Annotated in this window: 16 protein-coding genes and 1 tRNA gene; 7 read left to right on the top strand and 10 right to left on the bottom strand. The window is 42.0% G+C overall.

The window, feature by feature from the left end; all coding sequences use genetic code 11:
* Positions 1 to 86: 86 nt before the first annotated feature.
* The 4 genes from ACTXGH_RS11770 to ACTXGH_RS11755 all read right to left on the bottom strand — a co-directional run bounded on the left by ACTXGH_RS11770 (position 87) and on the right by ACTXGH_RS11755 (position 3444).
* Positions 87 to 770, bottom strand: a complete 684-nt coding sequence (locus ACTXGH_RS11770; protein WP_439296550.1) for a Maf family protein — start codon at positions 768 to 770, stop codon at positions 87 to 89.
* A 74-nt stretch (positions 771 to 844) separates the two neighbouring features.
* Positions 845 to 1330, bottom strand: a complete 486-nt coding sequence (gene mreD, locus ACTXGH_RS11765; protein WP_439296551.1) for a rod shape-determining protein MreD — start codon at positions 1328 to 1330, stop codon at positions 845 to 847.
* Positions 1331 to 1352: 22 nt separating this feature from the next.
* Positions 1353 to 2219, bottom strand: a complete 867-nt coding sequence (mreC, locus tag ACTXGH_RS11760) for a rod shape-determining protein MreC (RefSeq protein WP_439296552.1) — start codon at positions 2217 to 2219, stop codon at positions 1353 to 1355.
* A gap of 196 nt (positions 2220 to 2415) precedes the next feature.
* Positions 2416 to 3444, bottom strand: coding sequence for a rod shape-determining protein (locus ACTXGH_RS11755; protein ID WP_439296553.1), 1029 nt, complete (start codon positions 3442 to 3444; stop codon positions 2416 to 2418).
* A gap of 512 nt (positions 3445 to 3956) precedes the next feature.
* On the opposite strand from ACTXGH_RS11755, the gene gatC reads away from it, so the two are divergent.
* The 6 genes from gatC to ACTXGH_RS11725 all read left to right on the top strand — a co-directional run bounded on the left by gatC (position 3957) and on the right by ACTXGH_RS11725 (position 9342).
* Positions 3957 to 4271, top strand: coding sequence for an Asp-tRNA(Asn)/Glu-tRNA(Gln) amidotransferase subunit GatC (gene gatC / locus ACTXGH_RS11750; RefSeq protein WP_299221490.1), 315 nt, complete (start codon positions 3957 to 3959; stop codon positions 4269 to 4271).
* Between the two features lie 70 nt (positions 4272 to 4341).
* Entirely contained in the window at positions 4342 to 5838 is a 1497-nt protein-coding gene (gene gatA, locus ACTXGH_RS11745; protein ID WP_439296554.1) for an Asp-tRNA(Asn)/Glu-tRNA(Gln) amidotransferase subunit GatA, read from the top strand.
* Between the two features lie 80 nt (positions 5839 to 5918).
* On the top strand, positions 5919 to 6257 hold the full coding sequence (locus ACTXGH_RS11740; protein WP_439263252.1) for a hypothetical protein: 339 nt from the start codon (positions 5919 to 5921) through the stop codon (positions 6255 to 6257).
* Between the two features lie 376 nt (positions 6258 to 6633).
* The gene (gene gatB / locus ACTXGH_RS11735; protein WP_439296555.1) at positions 6634 to 8136 is read left to right on the top strand and encodes an Asp-tRNA(Asn)/Glu-tRNA(Gln) amidotransferase subunit GatB; all 1503 of its coding nucleotides are present in this window, start codon (positions 6634 to 6636) and stop codon (positions 8134 to 8136) included.
* Between the two features lie 114 nt (positions 8137 to 8250).
* Positions 8251 to 8327 (top strand) — tRNA-Pro (locus ACTXGH_RS11730).
* A gap of 214 nt (positions 8328 to 8541) precedes the next feature.
* A complete protein-coding gene (locus ACTXGH_RS11725; RefSeq protein ID WP_439296556.1) occupies positions 8542 to 9342 on the top strand; it encodes a hypothetical protein in 801 nt (266 codons plus the stop codon).
* A 365-nt stretch (positions 9343 to 9707) separates the two neighbouring features.
* Here ACTXGH_RS11725 and ACTXGH_RS11720 read toward each other — a convergent pair whose 3' ends face one another.
* On the bottom strand, positions 9708 to 10010 hold the full coding sequence (locus ACTXGH_RS11720; RefSeq protein ID WP_439296557.1) for a monooxygenase: 303 nt from the start codon (positions 10008 to 10010) through the stop codon (positions 9708 to 9710).
* 153 nt (positions 10011 to 10163) lie between these two features.
* On the opposite strand from ACTXGH_RS11720, the gene ACTXGH_RS11715 reads away from it, so the two are divergent.
* On the top strand, positions 10164 to 11126 hold the full coding sequence (locus ACTXGH_RS11715) for a DUF1853 family protein (protein ID WP_439296558.1): 963 nt from the start codon (positions 10164 to 10166) through the stop codon (positions 11124 to 11126).
* Positions 11127 to 11133: 7 nt separating this feature from the next.
* Here the strand turns inward: ACTXGH_RS11715 and ACTXGH_RS11710 are convergent, their stop codons facing one another.
* The 5 genes from ACTXGH_RS11710 to folC all read right to left on the bottom strand — a co-directional run bounded on the left by ACTXGH_RS11710 (position 11134) and on the right by folC (position 17941).
* On the bottom strand, positions 11134 to 12351 hold the full coding sequence (locus tag ACTXGH_RS11710; protein WP_439296559.1) for a hypothetical protein: 1218 nt from the start codon (positions 12349 to 12351) through the stop codon (positions 11134 to 11136).
* Between the two features lie 177 nt (positions 12352 to 12528).
* Complete coding sequence (locus ACTXGH_RS11705; RefSeq protein WP_439296560.1) at positions 12529 to 14052, bottom strand: hypothetical protein; 1524 nt, start codon at positions 14050 to 14052, stop codon at positions 12529 to 12531.
* 288 nt (positions 14053 to 14340) lie between these two features.
* A complete protein-coding gene (locus ACTXGH_RS11700) occupies positions 14341 to 14886 on the bottom strand; it encodes a DUF2726 domain-containing protein (protein ID WP_439263244.1) in 546 nt (181 codons plus the stop codon).
* A gap of 287 nt (positions 14887 to 15173) precedes the next feature.
* A complete protein-coding gene (locus ACTXGH_RS11695) occupies positions 15174 to 16361 on the bottom strand; it encodes a LysM peptidoglycan-binding domain-containing protein (protein WP_439296561.1) in 1188 nt (395 codons plus the stop codon).
* Positions 16362 to 16567: 206 nt separating this feature from the next.
* Entirely contained in the window at positions 16568 to 17941 is a 1374-nt protein-coding gene (gene folC / locus ACTXGH_RS11690; protein ID WP_439296562.1) for a bifunctional tetrahydrofolate synthase/dihydrofolate synthase, read from the bottom strand.
* Positions 17942 to 18130: the final 189 nt, after the last annotated feature.

Genomic DNA, 18130 nt, shown 5'->3' with positions numbered 1-18130 from the left:
TCTAACAAATGTCCCATCATGCTGCCCACTACCCTGCCGTGTCATTATGTGACTGCTTACTTTCACGTTTACCTTATAAACAGTCTTTATGTTTGTTTATTCTTAGATTTTTGGACCTTAGCTGCTTCATCGATTAATGCTAACGTTTGCGCCAACGGTAAGCCCACGACATTGGTATAGCTACCATTGATACGTATCACCCAAGCAGCCGCTAAACCTTGAATAGCATACCCCCCTGCCTTGTCAGCGGGCTCGCCACTGTCCCAATAAACACGCATCATATTTTGTGTTAAAGGAACAAAGGTGACATCTGTCGATTCAATGATTTGTTTTTGCCAGACAGCTTTTAATGGTCTATCGTTTAGCTCTTTTACTTCGTCAGTGAATGATACTAAGGTTGCTTGTACGGCAGTCCATACTTGATGAGAGCTATCAGACATTTGCTGCCACATGCGGTAGGCATGAGCGCGATCTGCGGGCTTGACAAGAACTGTGTGACCATCAGGTAATACACCGATAGTATCAGCTGTTAGAACAATAAATGATGTGGCAAGTTTGCATGATTTGAAAGAGTCATGATGATAATTTGTCTTTAGTTGCACGATAGCTGCGTCAGCCTTGGCCGCAATCATGCGTTGAATATACTCTTTTGGAGATTCATTGTCGTTGGGAGTCTCATCAATATCAACGCTCATGACTTCAAGCTCGAGCTTGGCATCGGTCAGAAGCTTACGACGACGCGGCGAACCAGACGCCAATATAATAGTCATTACTACCCTCTTATTATTGTCAGGACTTACTATTCTTGAATTAAATGCTGTGCAAAAACTGACGTATGAATCATCTAACGCGTAAATCCACGCAATATTAACAGTATGAGAGGCCAGCTTAAGATGCTCATCAACAAAGACAATCCTGACTGTGCGATGAATAAACTTTGGGTCATCAGTTGTAATGTCCACAGAGTAAGCTGAAAAACAATCATCCCAATAGCTGCTAAAAACCAGGCGCTAAATGTATTTAACTGCTTAACTTGAAGACTGCAAACCCTAAGTGCCAACACCATGACGACTGCTGCAAATGCTTGCTGTCCAAGATGAGTATCCATCAACAAGTCAGCAATAATACCAACCATAAAAGCGGTAAAGACTCCAACATATCGCGGCTGAAACAACAACCAAAATATTAATACCATCATTAAGATCATGGGACGTAAAGCTGCCATGCTTGGGCTTAGTGGATAGACACTAGGTGATGAGGCAACCACAAAACTCAATATGATTGCGATAAGCATCTTACTAGATGAATGCTCAGAGTTTGAAAGTGCCATGAATGCTTGCCTTAACGATTGATTAACGACTGGCAGGTAGTGGTAATTCGGTGTCAATATACGTCACCTTATCTTGTAAGATAAGCACATAAGCATTATCAACAAAGTTGGCAGCAGGTGATACCTCAATCGTTCTAAAATTGTCGGCTTGAGTGTCTGTGATGCGGGTAATACGGCCGACACGATAGCCCGCTGGAATACGGCCGCCTAAACCGGAAGATACTAGCTCGTCGCCAATACGTACATCCGAGGTTTTGAATACGTAATTAAGGCTCAGTGAGGTTGGAATACCTGCACCTGTGACAATGGCACGTTGACCAGTACGCTTGATGGTTACGGCAACTGATTGCTGTTCGTCTGTGATGAGTAACAAGCGGCTGGTATTGGGATAGACATTGATAATTTGCCCTAAAATACCATTTTCATCAATCACCGTTTGCCCCACTTGAACACCATCTTGCGCGCCTTTATTAAGCACTACGATCTGTTTGAGTAAATTGGTATCGGTGCCAATCACTTGTGCTAAATTTAAATCAAACAAATCAGGCTTGGTCGTTGATAAGATACCTTGTAAGCGGGCATTTTGCGCCAAGATATAATCTTGCTGCTGAAGCTTTGCTTTTGCATGAATCAGTTGTGATTTTAATTGTACGTTTTGGCGGCGTAAAGCTTCTTTTGATTGTATGCTACCGCGTGCCCAGTGTTCAGCATAGCTTGGTAATAAAGAAAATTCATAGATAGGCTGCATGGCAGCATGACTAATACTACGGACAGGTTTAAACAACTCCGGATTTTTGCTATCAAACCACATGATAATTAACGCCACTATTAATACAATAGCAGTCCTACGAAGTGCGAGTGGCTGACGAGCAAAAATACTTGGGATCATAGGGCATCTAATTTGATCGGTACCCAGCGCGGGGTATAAAGCTATTATGCGCGAACATAACGGCGTATGCTAGTTGTTGATACAACAAAGGCAGCCATATTGACCGCCTTTGTTCAGTTATTCATTTTAGCCTAGGTTTATTATCTACAAGTGACCAGAATCACTATTGCAAGTAACCAAAGCGCTTATAAAAGCTTTATACAAAAATCATATTTAAGCTTTTGTTATTAATAAAATCAAGCGCAATACCGCCACCACGACTGACACAAGTAAGTGGGTCTTCTGCAACAGTAACTGGTAGACCAGTCTCTTTTGAAATAAGCTTATCCAAATCACGTAATAATGCACCACCCCCAGTTAGGACAATACCGCGCTCGGCGATATCCGATGACAACTCAGGTGGGGTTTGTTCAAGTGCAGCTTTTACTGCACTGACGATACCACTTAGCGGATCGCTTAATGCTTTTTGGATTTCTTCTGAATTGACGCTAAATGTCTTAGGTACGCCTTCTGCCATACTACGGCCACGGACTTCTACTTCTAAGTTGCTCTCTTCGTTAAGCGCTGAGCCCACTTCTTGTTTGATACGTTCGGCGGTTGTCTCACCAATCACACAACCATGGGTACGGCGTACATGAGTAATAATCGCGTCATCAAACATATCACCGCCAATGCGGATCGACTCGGCATACACACAGCCAGACAGTGCGATAACAGCAATCTCAGTGGTACCGCCACCGATATCGACGACCATCGAACCACTGGCCTCATGAACCGGCATTCCTGCACCGATAGCTGCGGCCATCGGCTCTTCTAATAGCAGTACTTTGTTAGCGCCCGCTGATGACACTGCTTCACGAATAGCCTTTCGCTCAACCAAAGTCGACTTACAGGGTACGCAAACCACGACATTGGGCTGTGCCATAAAACGTTTGGCTTTTACTTTGGCAATAAAATGCTTTAGCATCTTTTGGGTGACTTCAAAGTCAGCGATGACCCCGTCTTTTAATGGACGAATGGCAGTAATATTGGCAGGAGTACGTCCAAGCATTTGCTTGGCATCAAGACCAACAGCAGCGACGGTCGGGTTTTGCGTACGGTTGCTACGTAAGGCGACCACCGTAGGCTCATCGAGCACTACCCCTTTATTAGGAATAAAAATTAAGGTGTTCGCAGTACCAAGGTCGATAGCGATATTATTCGATAAAAATCCAAACGGGTTCATTAATATATCCAGCGGCTTACAAATGAGATGACTGAGGCGATGCTTATTAGTATCAAGTAGAGAGCGGTTAAAGACTCAAACAAACAAAAACGTATCTTTGCGATAGGTTTGAATCATGCAATACTGACTAGAAACTAAAAGTGAGATAAATTATACCGATTTAGTCTCAAAAAAACATCGTTATTTACACTGTAAAGTAAGTATTATTTAATCAAAAAATAGACCCTAATAAATCAATTAAGTGATTTTTCAATAGCGTTTATCGCTATATCGTACTTTCGCCAAACAATGTGCGGCTACTTTACCGTATTTAGCAAGTTAATTGTTAGGCAATTGAAAATAAATCAATAACTGTATCGTCACAGTACCAGTTGTTTGTGATTATGCAGCAATCTAACACAGCGCTCTGTAAACTTAGGCCAGATGCTTTATAATAAACTTACTCTATATACGATATTATTTTAGTAGTCATATACCTACTCTAACAAAAACTGTCTTTAACTGGAGAAATTATGTCACAGCAACCTGCAACGTCCGACAGCAATGTTAGTCGTGAAGAAATTTTAGAAGTTGCCAATTTGGCCCGTTTAGGTGTCGATGCAAGTACGGCGAGCAGTTACGCTGACGATATCAGTAAGGTGCTAACCCTTATGCAAACCCTTGGTAACGTCGATACAGATGGTGTCAAACCTCTATCAAATATTCATGAGGCTTGCCAAGAGTTGCGCACTGACGTGGCAAAACACGATATCAATCGTGCACGTAATCAGTCAGTTGCGCCCGCTGTAGAAGATGGACTATATCTGGTACCACAGGTCATTGAATAGTCCGCTGTACTGATATTTACGTTTATTTTCTTACATTTTATGCTATTAACATTTTGACGGACGACACCTTATGTCTGAACTTCATCTATTGAGTACCCAGCAGCTTGTCACAGGCTTACAAGACAAACAATTTAGCAGCCTTGAGCTGACTGACCATTATATCAAGCGCATTGACGCGCTAGATGGCAAGATTAATAGTTTTATCACACGAACCTCTGAGACAGCACGCGCCCAAGCACAGGCAGCTGATGAGATGCGAGCACAAGGCGATAAAAGACGTCTGCTTGGGGTGCCAATGGCGCATAAAGACATCTTTTGTACCCAAGGCGTGCTGACGACTTGTGGCTCAAAAATGCTACACAACTTTGTCTCACCTTATAACGCCACTATCGTCTCCAATATCGATAAAGCGGGCATGATTAGCTTAGGTAAGCTCAATATGGACGAGTTTGCAATGGGCTCAGACAACAGTAGCTCTTACTATGGCACGGTACAAAACCCCTGGAACCTAGAGCGTGTCCCTGGCGGCTCATCTGGTGGTAGTGCTGCCGCTGTCGCCGCAGGTTTTGTGCCAGTCGCAACAGGTAGTGATACTGGAGGCTCTATTCGTCAGCCTGCATCATTTTGCGGCTTGACAGGTATCAAGCCCACTTATGGCCGTGTATCGCGCTTCGGTATGATCGCCTATGCCTCAAGTCTTGACCAAGCCGGTAGCATGGGTAAGAGCGCTAAAGACTGCGCGTATCTACTACAGCCGATGATCGGTCATGATCCGCGTGATGCAACCTCTATCAAGTATGATATGCCCGATTACGTACAAGACCTTAATGATGCAGAGGCAGCCGCCGGTGACAAGCCCTTTGATGGTCTACGTATCGGTGTCGCAAAAGAATATTTCAGTGAAGGGCTTGATAGCGAGGTCGAACAAGCGGTCCGTGCGGCTCTCAAACAGTATGAAGATCTGGGCGCAACCATTGTAGAGGTGAACATTACTGATCCTGAGATCACCCTTGCCACCTACTACATGCTAGCGCCTGCCGAAGCATCATCTAACCTCTCACGCTTCGATGGCGTACGCTTTGGCTATCGCTGTGAAAACCCAACCGATCTAGTCGATCTATATACACGCTCACGCTCTGAAGGTTTTGGTCCTGAAGTACAACGTCGTATCTTGACAGGTACCTATGCATTGTCTGCAGGTTATTTTGATGCTTATTATACAAAAGCACAAAGAATACGCCGCTTAATCGTACAAGATTTCGATGAAGCATTTGCCGATTGTGATGTGATTGCCAGCCCAACCTCCCCAACGGCAGCTTACAAACTTAGTGAAGACCTTGATCCTGCAACAATGTACTTAGGTGATGTCTACACTATCGCGGTTAACTTGGCCGGTCTACCTGCACTCAGTCAGCCAGTTGGTTTGACCTCAGAGGGCTTACCTATTGGCTTGCAATTAATTGGTCAATATTGGCAAGAAAGTAAGCTGTTGGCTACCGCTCATTTATTTCAGCAGCATACAGATCACCATTTGCAATCTTCTGCTATCGCCGAGAAGGCGGTTTAATACTCCGTTATAGTCAAATAACTTACCGTATAATATGCGCAAAAATTTGACTCCACTTTTAGCTTCACTGGAGATATACAATGAGTTTTCTTAACATGATGAAGCAAGACTATCGCTTAGATGATAATCAAGCTCTGACTTTAAAGACAGATCTTAAAAACTTAGAAACCTTTTTTGATGAAAACTTTGAGGACACGCCAAGTTTTTTTCAGACGTTTTACGATAAGTTTGAAAAGATTATTGCCCCTTACGGCTTTATTGAGGGGGATGCTAAGCAAGCTGAACCTTTGGTAAGTAGCTTGTACAGTCAAGGTAAGTTTAGAATTTTGATGAGCTATGTTATTTCTGCTTTTTATCAAAGTGGCGGGAGTAGTGAGATATTTGCAGATACCTATACGCAGATGCAGAACCATCACTAAAGCTTGCTATTTAAGCAGTTACAGTCTGGTTTTCGCACACTATTATAGCCATTATAAAAAGACGGAAATGGGGGTGAGAACTGTAAAGTGTTCCCTACGCTTCCTAAAGATGAATGGCTTGATTTACGAGCGCTAATTATTGGTACTAGAGAATAGTGAAGTCTGCCATAACAAGATCGTTTAGCCTCGATTGAGGAAAAGCGAAGCACTGTTTTGTTCGAGCTTAAGGGGTTTTGTATTATCGTAAATTTTGTAGCAAAGAGTAGCGAAAAGCAGGATAAGCTACAAAAAATTTATTGCAAATAATGATAGTAAGTCACGACTATAACTTTATAGCTTAACGATTATTTATTTTAATTTTTGATAGGATTTTATAATGGAAATGACAGAATTTGCAGTTCGCAAAGAATTGCTCGTCGATGGTTACGAGGTGGTGATCGGGATTGAGATTCATTGTCAGCTAAATACCGAAAGCAAGTTATTCTCGAGCGCACCGACCGACTTCGGTCATGAGCCAAATAGCCAGGCCAGCATCGTCGATTTGGGTCTGCCTGGTGTTTTGCCAGTTTTAAATGCTGGAGTGGTCGATCGTGCCCTAAAATTTGGCATTGGTGTCAATGCTGAGCTGGGGTTATTCAACACTTTTGATCGCAAAAACTATTTTTACCCTGATTTACCTAAAGGCTACCAGATTACCCAGATGGTCCACCCTATCGTTGGCAAAGGTTATATCGATGTGGTGGTGAATGAAGGCGAGAAAAACGAGTACCCAAAACGCATGGGTATCACACGCGCGCATTTAGAAGAAGACGCTGGTAAATCCGTACATGATGCTGTCGATGGTATGACGGGCGTCGATCTAAACCGTGCGGGTACGCCGCTGGTCGAAATTGTCTCTGAGCCAGACATGCGCTCTGCTCACGAAGCACTTGCTTATATAAAAGCCATTCATCAGCTGGTTACGTGGCTTGGCATCTCAGATGCTGTTATGGCAGAAGGCTCATTTCGCTGTGACTGTAACGTCTCTGTGCGTAAACCAGGCGACGAGCTTGGCACACGAACTGAGCTGAAAAACCTAAACTCGTTCCGCTTTATCGAACGTGCCATCAATCGCGAAATCGAGCGTCAAATCGATATCATCGAGGATGGCGGTCAAGTCGTGCAAGCAACGATGCTCTATGATCCAGAGCGCGATGAAACGCGTACCATGCGTACCAAAGAGGACGCCAACGACTATCGCTACTTCCCTGACCCTGACTTGCTGCCAGTACGTATTGAGCAGCATACGATTGATGAGATTAAAGCGGCAATGCCTGAGCTACCTGTTGCTCGACGTGCGCGTTTTGAAGAGGCGCTCGGTCTGTCAGAGTACGATGCTCGTATATTGACCGGTAGCCGCCAGCTTGCCGATTATTTTGAAGATGTAGTCGCAGAGATCGGGCAGCAAGATGCGAAGATGGCCGGCAACTGGGTCATGGGCGAGCTGCTGGGTGCATTGAATAAAGATGATAAAGACATCGTTGACTCCCCTATCAGCGCTAAGCAATTGGCTGGTATGCTGGAGCGTATCAAAGACGACACTCTATCTGGCAAATTGGCTAAGAAAGTCTTTAGTGCCTTATATGAACGCGAAGGTGGCAACGATGATGACGCAGCAGATAAAATCATCGAAGAAAAAGGACTTAAGCAAGAAACCGATACGGGCGCCATTAAGGCCATGGTTGAAGACGTCATTGCAAACAATCAAACGATGGTAGATGAGTATAAAGGCGGTAAGCAAAAAGCCTTTAATGGTCTGGTCGGTCAAGTCATGAAAGCCAGTCGCGGTAGTGCCAACCCACAGCAAGTCAATCAGATTTTAAAAGAGCTGCTGGATTAAGACGAATGGCCAATCTGTCATACTAACTATGGTACGTAGAAATGTGTTGTAAATTTTAAGCAAAACAAATAGCTCTTGCAATATGCCTAATTTTGCGTAAAATAGTCAGTCATTCGGGGCGTAGCGCAGTCTGGTAGCGCACCACACTGGGGGTGTGGTGGTCGCAGGTTCAAATCCTGCCGTTCCGACCAAACATAGTAGTAATAGAGAAAAGCCAATCATTGTTTTCAATGGTTGGCTTTTTTTGTGCTAAATTTGGATGGTGATTATATGATAATTGATAGAGAAAAAAATAATGAAAATTCTGTAAGACATGATGAACAATCGAAAGCCAGTCATCCATATAGTTTTAGGTTGGCTTGTCTTATATCTACTTTGATTTAATGGTGTGTAGAGGTGTGAATTATGAAAAGTCTTAGTGATTATTTAAATATTGAAGACACTGTTAAATTTATCAAAGAGGTAACGAAAGTACCTTTTTTTGATAAGGGTAACTTATTTGATCTCGTAATAAAAAAGGAGCTACAGCCTATAATTTATTTTGATGGTTATGGCTCAACATGGAGAAACAAACTATATTCACCCTACCCTGAAGATTTTGAAAACATAAACGAATGGTCAGGAGGTCTAGAGTACTCAGCACAATCAAATCATGTTAAAGGATATTTTTATATTTTACATGGTGAAGCTATTATGAATTCTAAAAACATAATAACACACAGACGGTTCATTATTCAGAATTTAGTAGATTATCAAATCATACCTGACTACTCTCTACCGAATCGAGGATCAAACTCAAAAGGGGATATATTCAGGAGAACACCTCTATATGTAGCTGACCATATTTTATTATCTACTGAAAATCCAAAAGATGAGATTATAGAACCGTATTTTAGTGAAAGCGATATTAAATTTTGTGTTTTGGATCTGATAAACATGATTGATAAAAATGGATATTATTCAGATGTCGAGGCGATTGAGCCAAACGAATCTCCTGATGACGAGCCAACACATCATAAAACTATTAATTCTATGGCAACATTAATAGCGACCCTTCTCAAACTGGCAAGTTATGATAAACAAGAACTGGAAAATCCTCATGGCACTATTAATAAAGAAATCATAGCAAAAGCTGAGGGACTAGGTCTAACTCTAGGTAAAGACTTCATTGCAAAATGGCTAAAGAAAGCTGATGAAGTTCTATAGAACTTTGCCATTTTCTATATAGAACTATCGAATGACCTTACTTCATAAACTAGCAACCATAAGCCGTAGCAATCAAGTTACGGTAAATTATGGAGCTATAAAAATGACACGCTTAGAAAAAGCTAAAGTTTCAATCAGCACAAAACTATCAGTCCAAAAGCTATTCAACAAACTACCCAAATGGTCGTTTGTTATATTAAAATTTTTGATCATTATCTTAGTACCTTTATTATCAAATGCACCAGATATTCAGCTTAACTTTTATATGATTAATATCATGCTCTAAGTATAGAAGACACAACAAAAAAGCCAGCCATTGAACCCAATAACTAGCTTTTTTTATACTAACTACTATCGATTCATTACTAAAAAGACGCTTTCGTAATCTTACTCAGCGCTTCATTAATTTTAAAAGCTTTAGACTTAATATCAGTGAAGCCAAACGACTCTAAACGCTCAGTATGTTTAGCAAGGTATCGATTGGCGTCATCTAAATTATCAAACACATAAATACCGCCCGCTTCTTGCGTCTCTTCGTTTTCTGTCCATAGCTTATAGACTAAACCTTGCTCGTTTGCGATATCTTTAGCAAGCTCTTGCATAGATTCAAAGAACTTATCGCCAAAAGGGCCGCTATAAGGGAAGTCGATTTGCAAAAGGTATTTCATAGTTTAATCCTCATTATCTTTGATAGCTTGTTTTATGATCGACAGAGGCTACGCTGCTAGATACGTTCAATCTTAACATAGTACGATTGACTATAGACTTTTGCCAAGCGAGCAGTTAGGGTAAATGCTCTACAACTTACTTCGGTTTATTCTATGTCCGAGCCTATCGCTCATTCATTGTCCACACTTACAAATCCTGCGCCTTGGGAAGCGTACCAGCGTCCTTATGTGCGTGATTTGGCTTATGTGCTGGCGTGCCCCAATGTATTGACAGGATGGCTGGATTTTGCACCCTATCAGAACACTCATACAGTATCGGTACACAGTGCCAGCTTTTGGCAGCAGCAGTTTGACGCATATCAGCAGCGTTTAGAAGAGCTTGATACCACCAATGCTTATCAGGAGCTAACGCGCTATCTACTGACACGACCCAGTCCCAATCGTTTGGGTTTTCACTTTGAGGGATTATTATCTTTTTGGTTAGCAGATGGTTTTGCGCGTCAGTTGCATCCATACGAGACACTCGCTAGTAATGTACAGCTATTTAATGGCAAACAAACCTCTGGCGAGCTTGATTTGATTTTATACAACCACAAGGAGACAGTCACTGAACATTGGGAACTGGCCATTAAGTTTTTTATGGGATCAGCCCCTTTTGCGCCCGAAAATTGGGTTGGGATTAACTCAAACGACAATCTACAGCGCAAAATGACCCATATGCAGACCAAACAATTTCGTACTATATGGGTAGATACTAGGGATCATGGACAAGTCAAAATTGATAAGCGTTATGGTGTTATAAAAGGACGGTTCTTTTTACCCATCAATACGACTGATTTTATTTATCCTGATTGGCTTTCACCAAGCTTTCCTATGCATGAATGGTGCGATAAATGGGATAAGGATAATCTAACGACAATTGATATGACGAGCCTTCGACGCGCAAATTATATCGAATGGTTTACGAAACGCAGCTTTTATGACAGCTACGATGGTCAGAAGCCCCAGATAGTGTGGCCAGACGATACGCTACCTAGAACAGGGCTATACTTTGAAGGTGATAAGCCGATAGTCATTTATCCCAAGCAGCGTGACCCTAAACTGGATGATACTTAATGTTAACCTACCATGAGTAACGTCCATATAAGCTAACCTCACTGCGCTGGGCTTTTTCTGAGTCAAGACTATCGGTGAGTAACTTGATACCACCATACTGACTATCTACAGCAAGTCCCAACGCTTGTGTTTGCGGCTCTATTAAACCAGTAATAGTGAGTGGATAGTAATCTTCATTGGTTTGATAGCCTGCTGACAACTGATATAAGCCTTGGATATCATTCACTTGACCATGGACACCGAGCTGCCATTGAGGGTTTAGCTGATGTATGAGACTACCTTCCACGCGCCATGGCAATGTTTGCGTAATATCATCAATGTCGAGTTGACCTTCGGTCATATCTACGGGTCGTCTATTGGCATCATAATCTAGTACATATTGCGTACTAGGCGTGTCTTTCCAATGCATACGTCCCAGAATATCGTAACCACGGATAGATAACTGCGTACGATCGGTTAATGCGCCTGTCAAATTCATATCTAACGAATAACCATAACCCGTTGGTTTGTTGGGATGCCAGTTTAGATCCTCCTCCCCAAGTGCTGGCTCATCGTAATAATAATCTACATAAGTATTCGTTCTATTTAGACGGTCTATATTTCTAACTGTTTCGCCAGCAGGGTATGCTTGTGATGTAATACTGCCGCTAGCTTCACCGTCAAGCAAATGCAAACCTTTCCAAATGTTGGCATAAGTGGTCAGCTGCCAATTGGGCGTTAATTGCTGAGCAAAACCTACGTTTGCGCCAACACGTTCATTATGCTGTGCCTCTAACTCTAAAGCATAAGTTTGATTTTGATTGGGGAGCTGGTTGTTTTGATACTGCCAATATAAGTCTGCGGTTTCTTGATTAAAGGTCATCAAATAGTCATAACGCCATGCCAAACCATAGCTGATCGGACTGTCAGCTGGGCGTACATTGAGTGACGCGCGCCCCTGCGCGTAAGCATGGGTACCAGACTCTAACGGCGCATCCCAATCCTTGATAAAAGCTGCAATAGGCTGCGCTGGACTATGAGCACTCGCCATCACTATCCAATCAATTTGTGTGTCTGGCTTCTTAGAAGCTATCAATGGCGTAGACACTAAAGATGGCATTAGGTTTTTCTCTAAAATGAAGTCATCACCAGTAAGTTGATAAGTTACTGACGGCTCTTGCGCGATAGCAGAGATTGAAATACCTGTACTTATAATAATCAATATATTGCGTGTGATAGTGACCATTTGATCGTGTACCTGAGAAGACTTGATAGATTGAGGTGAAAGAAAACTTTGTATAAATGGCATATGAATGAATGGGCGCAAAAAAGCACAATCTTCTTCCATAAATTAAAAAGCACAAAAAAGAGACAGGGCTAGCTGTCTCTTTTTGTCCATGATCAATATCTCAAATACATATCATCACTGGCCTAGAGGAATAAATCTGTTGTCTTTAAATTTGGCGCTTACTGTACCGTTGTTCTGTAATAGCTCACCAAAGACTTTACCATTGACCTTGATATCAGCAAATTTACCAGTTTTGGGGTCTTGTATGATGAATTTATTATCGACATCGAATTTTAGCTTAATGGCGGCATTATTTTGGGTAATATCAAGCTGTGTACACTTGCAACTGATATTATATTGAGTGTCCAAGATGGTTTTACCTGTCACGTACAGACTTTTACCGTCTACGCTTGCTTTCAAACCTTGCAGTTCTACCACATCACGCGCTGTACGTTTTAGGTTCGCTTGAATATCTAAAGGTATAATTGCAGTCGAAGTCGCAGTCTCTTTTGTCACGTTACCCTTAAGAGACATGACAATTTCTACTCCAACGAACTTACCAGCAGCCTCTTCAATATTACCTTCTTGGGTCACTTTGATGACGTTTTTGATATCGGTTTCATTAGCAACCGCGTTTAGCGAAATGGCGACATCTGTTGCAGGCTTTTCTTTGAGTAATTCGCCCGTCAGCTTAATAGCGGTTGGCAAAGTTCTGACCACCAAGGTGCCATCAGCAAGCTTGCGACTCATATCTAAAAACCCTAGCTCAACGTCACGGGCTTCAATGATACTATCGTTAGCTTTAAGTTTTACATTATCCAGTTTAATGACCGCTTTTTCTAAAGTAATGCCGGCTCTATTGACATCATTTATATCAAACTCATCATTAACCAAGACTTTATCACTGAATTGCGCATTAACCGTTGCGCCTTGTGAAGTTGAGCTCAAAACGACAGCGTCCGCTTTTGAACCAATGCCAAGACGATTGAAGCCATAACGGCCTGTAAAATCATCAGTACTGGTATTAGAAGCCAATGAGTTTTCAAATTTATCGTAGGTTATCTTGAAAGAATCTTTGGTTACTGTTGTGTCTATATCATTGGTTAGCGGATTATAGTTATGTTCCAAACGTTCACTATTCACAAGCGTAGTACCAGATAGTTTGAATTTGCCATTGGCATCAAGCGTTGCAAGAAAATCATCGCTTGGCTGTAGCTTATTATTATAAAATCTGTCCCAATAAAAATCGCTTTCTAAGTTGTTATCTATTACTTCTTGCAGATCGCCATTATCCCTTAAGTAAGCAACATCTGCTGCATCCAATTTTGCTATTGAATTCTCTTTCATATACCCATGTAAACCTTCAGCGATATCAAAGGTTAGGTTTACTCGGGCTTGCTGCTGTTCGGTCAAAATCTCACTAGCGTCTTCATAAGCATCTTCGATTGCTTTGTTATCTAAAATAAACTGCTTTGCAGTATTGATGATGCTTTTAGCTTGCTCAAGCTCAGACAATTTATTGTTTACAGGAGGCTTAGAAGGTACAGCTGAGCCATTATTGTTAGAGGCCGTAGTGCTAGTATTGTCACTATCGCTACCGCACCCTGCTAATGCTAAAGTGCTGGCGAATGCTAGCGCAGTCAGTTTAAAAAACTTCATAAAACAATCCTTTATTGGTAAGACCTAGTTGAGGTAATGACAGTAAATGTGATTTGAATAGATGATTGACCGACTTAACACTAACAAAACTTCAATCAAAACTTATGTTCACTAATCAATAATGGAATAGTATAATTATTTACTGCCCAAGTCCATACAATAATCCGTTGTATTGTAAAAGATATTCAAACGTTGGCAAAGAAGTCTATGGGTTTCATAATAAAAAGAAGCCAGATACAAGCAGTACCTGACTCTGATGAACTGACAGTCAATGAATTAGCAATAGTATTACGCTTCATAAGTTTCAATAACCTGCATCAGCTCGTATCTCAGTATATCGACACTTGGTATGCGCTCAGCATGAAACCTGACAATCGGGATCCCTGCGCTTGCTAGCGCTTTGTCCTTTTTGTCATCAGCCTTTTGTCTTGATTTACTAGTATGCGTCCAGTCGTCAAGCTCGATGGCAACCAATGTCGTCTGCGCATCGATATCAGTAATAACATAATCGACACTTTGACGGCAGATACGGTTGAACCAAAAGCTACGCTCAGAGGCTTCTTCACTATCAGCATTGATGATACGAGAAAGTTGAACTTGTACAAATATATGATATTCAGGCAGTGCGTTTTTGAGCTTTTGAAAAAATATGACCTCAGTATCTGTCATGATAGGCATCGGTGCAAACGGCCAAATAGCCAGGTCGTCACCGCGTACAGGAGCTGGATTAGGTTCGGTATTTTTATGAGCTTGATGTCTTGATAATAGCTTTGGTAAGACAATGAACCCCAAAAAACCTACGGCTAATACCAAGAACACAATGCCAAACGACATAATCACACCTTATAAAGTTTTAAAACGATTAACTTTAGAGGTTTCTAAATAGTCAATCGTAACGTAGCAACCACTATTGGCTAACACGTTCTACAGAGAAAAGTAAATGAGCCATAAATAGGGCTTATATTATCTAAGCAATACTATCTGAGCTAATAATTAGTTACAATTTATAAATTAAAAAAACACGACAGCAGGTGTCGTGTTTTGAATGTTATGTGAGTAAAGGTATTATCAAAATCTAGTATATTAACCAGCTTTTATATTCAATAAAATCTATCGAAAATTTAACGCCAATACAGTACCCACGCTCCTGAGGTGTCAACTTGAGAATCTGTATTAATCTTATCCTTTAGTGCCAATGCAGCTACTTTTCCGCGCTCAGGGCCGACGATGACGCGTACACCGCGACTAGTAACACTGGTTTTGACTTGATAGCCGGCAGCTTTAAACTTTTTGGCTACTTCATCAGCTGAAGACTGATTGCTTGCCAAAGCGACTTGTACCCCGAAGCTGCCTTTTGCATCAGTTTCTCGAACTTCTTTACGCGCTTCGCGTAGCTTTTGTTGAGCTTCTCGTTTGGCATCAGCGGACTTTTTAGCGGCAGCTGCTTCACGCTCTAGGCGCTCAACCTGCTTACGTGATGGAATAGTTAGCTCTTGTCCGACTTGTAATGAAGTAGATGAGGATATATCGTTGGCTTGAGCCAGAGCTTCAACTGGCACATTATACTGGCGTGCTAGTTTGATTAAACCATCACCTCTTTTGACAGTATAATCTGTAGAGGCTGTCGGTGCAGCTGTTTTGGTGGCTTGCTCTTCAGCCTGCTTCTGCTGTTTGGCTGCTGCTTGTGCTTCTGCCTTTTTCTTAGCATCAGCTTTTTTCTTAGCTTCTGCTTCTGCTTCTTTTTTAGCCTGAGCTTCAGCTTGCTCTTTTGCTTCAGCTCGCTTTTCGTTATCTGCTAATTTTTTTGCTTCGGCCTGTTGAGCAGCTTTTTTGGCTTCTTCTTTCTCAGCCGCTTGAGCTTTTTGTTTTTCTTCATTGGTTGTGTTTGTTGTGGCATCAGTACGCGCTTGCACAGTTGGTGTTGTAACTGTTGAGCTATTTTCTACTTTCGTATCCTCATCCTCTGCTGGCATAGCGTTGGCAACATACTGCTGGTTTTCTGCGCGAGATTTCGCCAGTGCCTTTGCTTCTGCACTCTCCTGCTCTGCCAAAAACTGCTGAGCGCGCTTCTCTTGTTCTGCAACACGAGCCGCACGTTCTTTTTGCTTTTGTGCCAAGATACGTTTTTCAGTTTCGATATCTGTGGTTAATGGTTCTACAGTTGTTTGTTCAGTTGATGATTTTTCGACGATAGCAGCGGGCGTTGCTGGCTTATCATTAGTACCGATTTGTTGCACCATGGCGTATAGCATGACGCTACCGCCTATAATCATCCCGATGCCCAATAAGGCTTGTCTCGAAAAATTCATCCGTTTACGTCTCTTAGTTGGTTAATAAGGTTGATGGCTAGGCATGACCAGTCTATATCGTCATCTTACTTTACTGCAAAAATTACTGCAAAAATTGTGTCATGTTTATAAAACGCTTTGATTATAAAACATATTTTTCACGCTGTCTGCTATCAGGCATCTGTTAATGCAATTTTTGGACGTCAATCAGCTTTAGGAGATTATAATTATTCGTTTACATCGAGGGTAGTAAGCGCTTCACCGATGGTATGAAAGGAGCCACATACTACAATTAATTCTTGCGCTCCACTGTCTTCGATTACCGCTTGCGTGGCCTGTTGTAAATCAGTATAAACATGTATAGCAGTATCTTCTACGTATGCAGCCAATGCCGCTTGCAACTCCTCCATACTCGCTGCACGAGGATGATCAATCTCTGCAATATACCAATCCGTAATGGGTAATTTGGCTTGCGTTAAATGCTCGACCACCATCTCAATATCTTTATCTGCAAGCATAGAAAACAGCAGCTTAATAGAAGCCATTTGTCCATCATTTAAGACCGCTAGATGCTGTTGCCATAATGGCTTGAGCTGATTTAATAAAAACGTCACGCCCTGCTCATTGTGTGCCACATCAAACAGCCACTGGCGATCAACCATTTGACGATAATCAAAGCGTCCGGCAAGCTTGACTGTCTGTAGTGCGGTTTTGATAGCGTCAATACCGATATCAAGTGGACTTGCCAGCACCGCGGATAGCGCATTGGCAGTATTTACCAATGATAGCTTGGGTTGTGGCAGCTGCAAAGTTATAGCAGCATTGCTATATTGCCACGTGGCAGCGCTAGTGACTATATCCGTTTCTATATCTGGCACGCGATAGCTAAAATCGCGTCCCGCTTGGTAACAGACAACATTATGATCATCGATTTTTTGTTGCACGCTGGCGGGCATGTCAGTTGCACCAAAAATTAATGGAATACCATCACGTAAAATGCCCGCCTTTTCAAAGCCTATAGCATCAACATTATCGCCAAGCCAATCTACATGATCGATGCCAATATTGGTAATCACGGCTAAATCTGCATCAATGATGTTGGTCACATCCAAGCGGCCGCCCAATCCCACTTCTAGCACCCACACATCACAATCAGCTTCAGCAAAAATCAAAAGCGCTGCCAAAGTCGTTATCTCAAAAAACGATAACGTTAAATCACAAGCAAGCCGTGCCTGCTCAACCTTCTCGAAAGCAGCAATCAAGGTCTGATCGCTTGCCATCTGACCATCGATACGCACGCGCTCATTAAAATCAACCAGATGCGGCGATTGATATAACGCGGTTTTGTAACCAGCTGCGCGGCACACATCGCTGATAACGGCAGTCGTTGAGCCTTTACCATTGGTGCCTGCGACAGTGAAGACAAAGGCATCGTCTTTTGCTGATTGCACCACGCCCAAATAATTAGCCACTGGCAATACACGTGATAATCCCATATCAATAGCAGAAACATGAATCTGCTGCATATAATCTAGCCATGCAGTCAAGCTTGATTGTGCCGTTGGACTGGTCACGGTAGTAGCGTGATTCGATGAGGACATAAAAACACCTTAAAGTAAAAAGCAGCCAAGATATACAGCTGCCAAAAGCGTCATTATACAATGCTTATAACCATATAATGAGTTCAGTATAAAAATGATACGGCAGGACTGATATCTAATGTATGCGCCTTATTTGAAATCGACCATATTCAAACCCCAAAAATTAAAAATAGCATTTATCATCAATGA

The sequence above is a fragment of the Psychrobacter sp. 1Y10 genome, from assembly GCF_052259005.1.
Taxonomy (GTDB): Bacteria; Pseudomonadota; Gammaproteobacteria; order Pseudomonadales; family Moraxellaceae; genus Psychrobacter; species Psychrobacter saeujeotis.
The sequence above is the reverse complement of the archived record's forward strand: the minus strand, read 5'-3'. Positions and strand labels throughout refer to the sequence as shown.

Coding starts and splice junctions, on each gene's coding strand:
- ACTXGH_RS11770 (WP_439296550.1), bottom strand. CDS start 770: ATGACTATTATATTGGCGTCTGGTTCGCCGCGTCGTCGTAAGCTTCTG.
- ACTXGH_RS11740 (WP_439263252.1), top strand. CDS start 5,919: ATGAGTTTTCTTAACATGATGAAGCAAGACTATCGCTTAGATGATAAT.
- ACTXGH_RS11715 (WP_439296558.1), top strand. CDS start 10,164: ATGTCCGAGCCTATCGCTCATTCATTGTCCACACTTACAAATCCTGCG.
- ACTXGH_RS11755 (WP_439296553.1), bottom strand. CDS start 3,444: ATGAACCCGTTTGGATTTTTATCGAATAATATCGCTATCGACCTTGGT.
- ACTXGH_RS11705 (WP_439296560.1), bottom strand. CDS start 14,052: ATGAAGTTTTTTAAACTGACTGCGCTAGCATTCGCCAGCACTTTAGCA.
- folC (WP_439296562.1), bottom strand. CDS start 17,941: ATGTCCTCATCGAATCACGCTACTACCGTGACCAGTCCAACGGCACAA.
- mreD (WP_439296551.1), bottom strand. CDS start 1,330: ATGGCACTTTCAAACTCTGAGCATTCATCTAGTAAGATGCTTATCGCA.
- ACTXGH_RS11695 (WP_439296561.1), bottom strand. CDS start 16,361: ATGAATTTTTCGAGACAAGCCTTATTGGGCATCGGGATGATTATAGGC.
- gatB (WP_439296555.1), top strand. CDS start 6,634: ATGGAAATGACAGAATTTGCAGTTCGCAAAGAATTGCTCGTCGATGGT.
- gatC (WP_299221490.1), top strand. CDS start 3,957: ATGTCACAGCAACCTGCAACGTCCGACAGCAATGTTAGTCGTGAAGAA.
- gatA (WP_439296554.1), top strand. CDS start 4,342: ATGTCTGAACTTCATCTATTGAGTACCCAGCAGCTTGTCACAGGCTTA.
- ACTXGH_RS11720 (WP_439296557.1), bottom strand. CDS start 10,010: ATGAAATACCTTTTGCAAATCGACTTCCCTTATAGCGGCCCTTTTGGC.
- ACTXGH_RS11700 (WP_439263244.1), bottom strand. CDS start 14,886: ATGTCGTTTGGCATTGTGTTCTTGGTATTAGCCGTAGGTTTTTTGGGG.
- ACTXGH_RS11710 (WP_439296559.1), bottom strand. CDS start 12,351: ATGGTCACTATCACACGCAATATATTGATTATTATAAGTACAGGTATT.
- ACTXGH_RS11725 (WP_439296556.1), top strand. CDS start 8,542: ATGAAAAGTCTTAGTGATTATTTAAATATTGAAGACACTGTTAAATTT.
- mreC (WP_439296552.1), bottom strand. CDS start 2,219: ATGATCCCAAGTATTTTTGCTCGTCAGCCACTCGCACTTCGTAGGACT.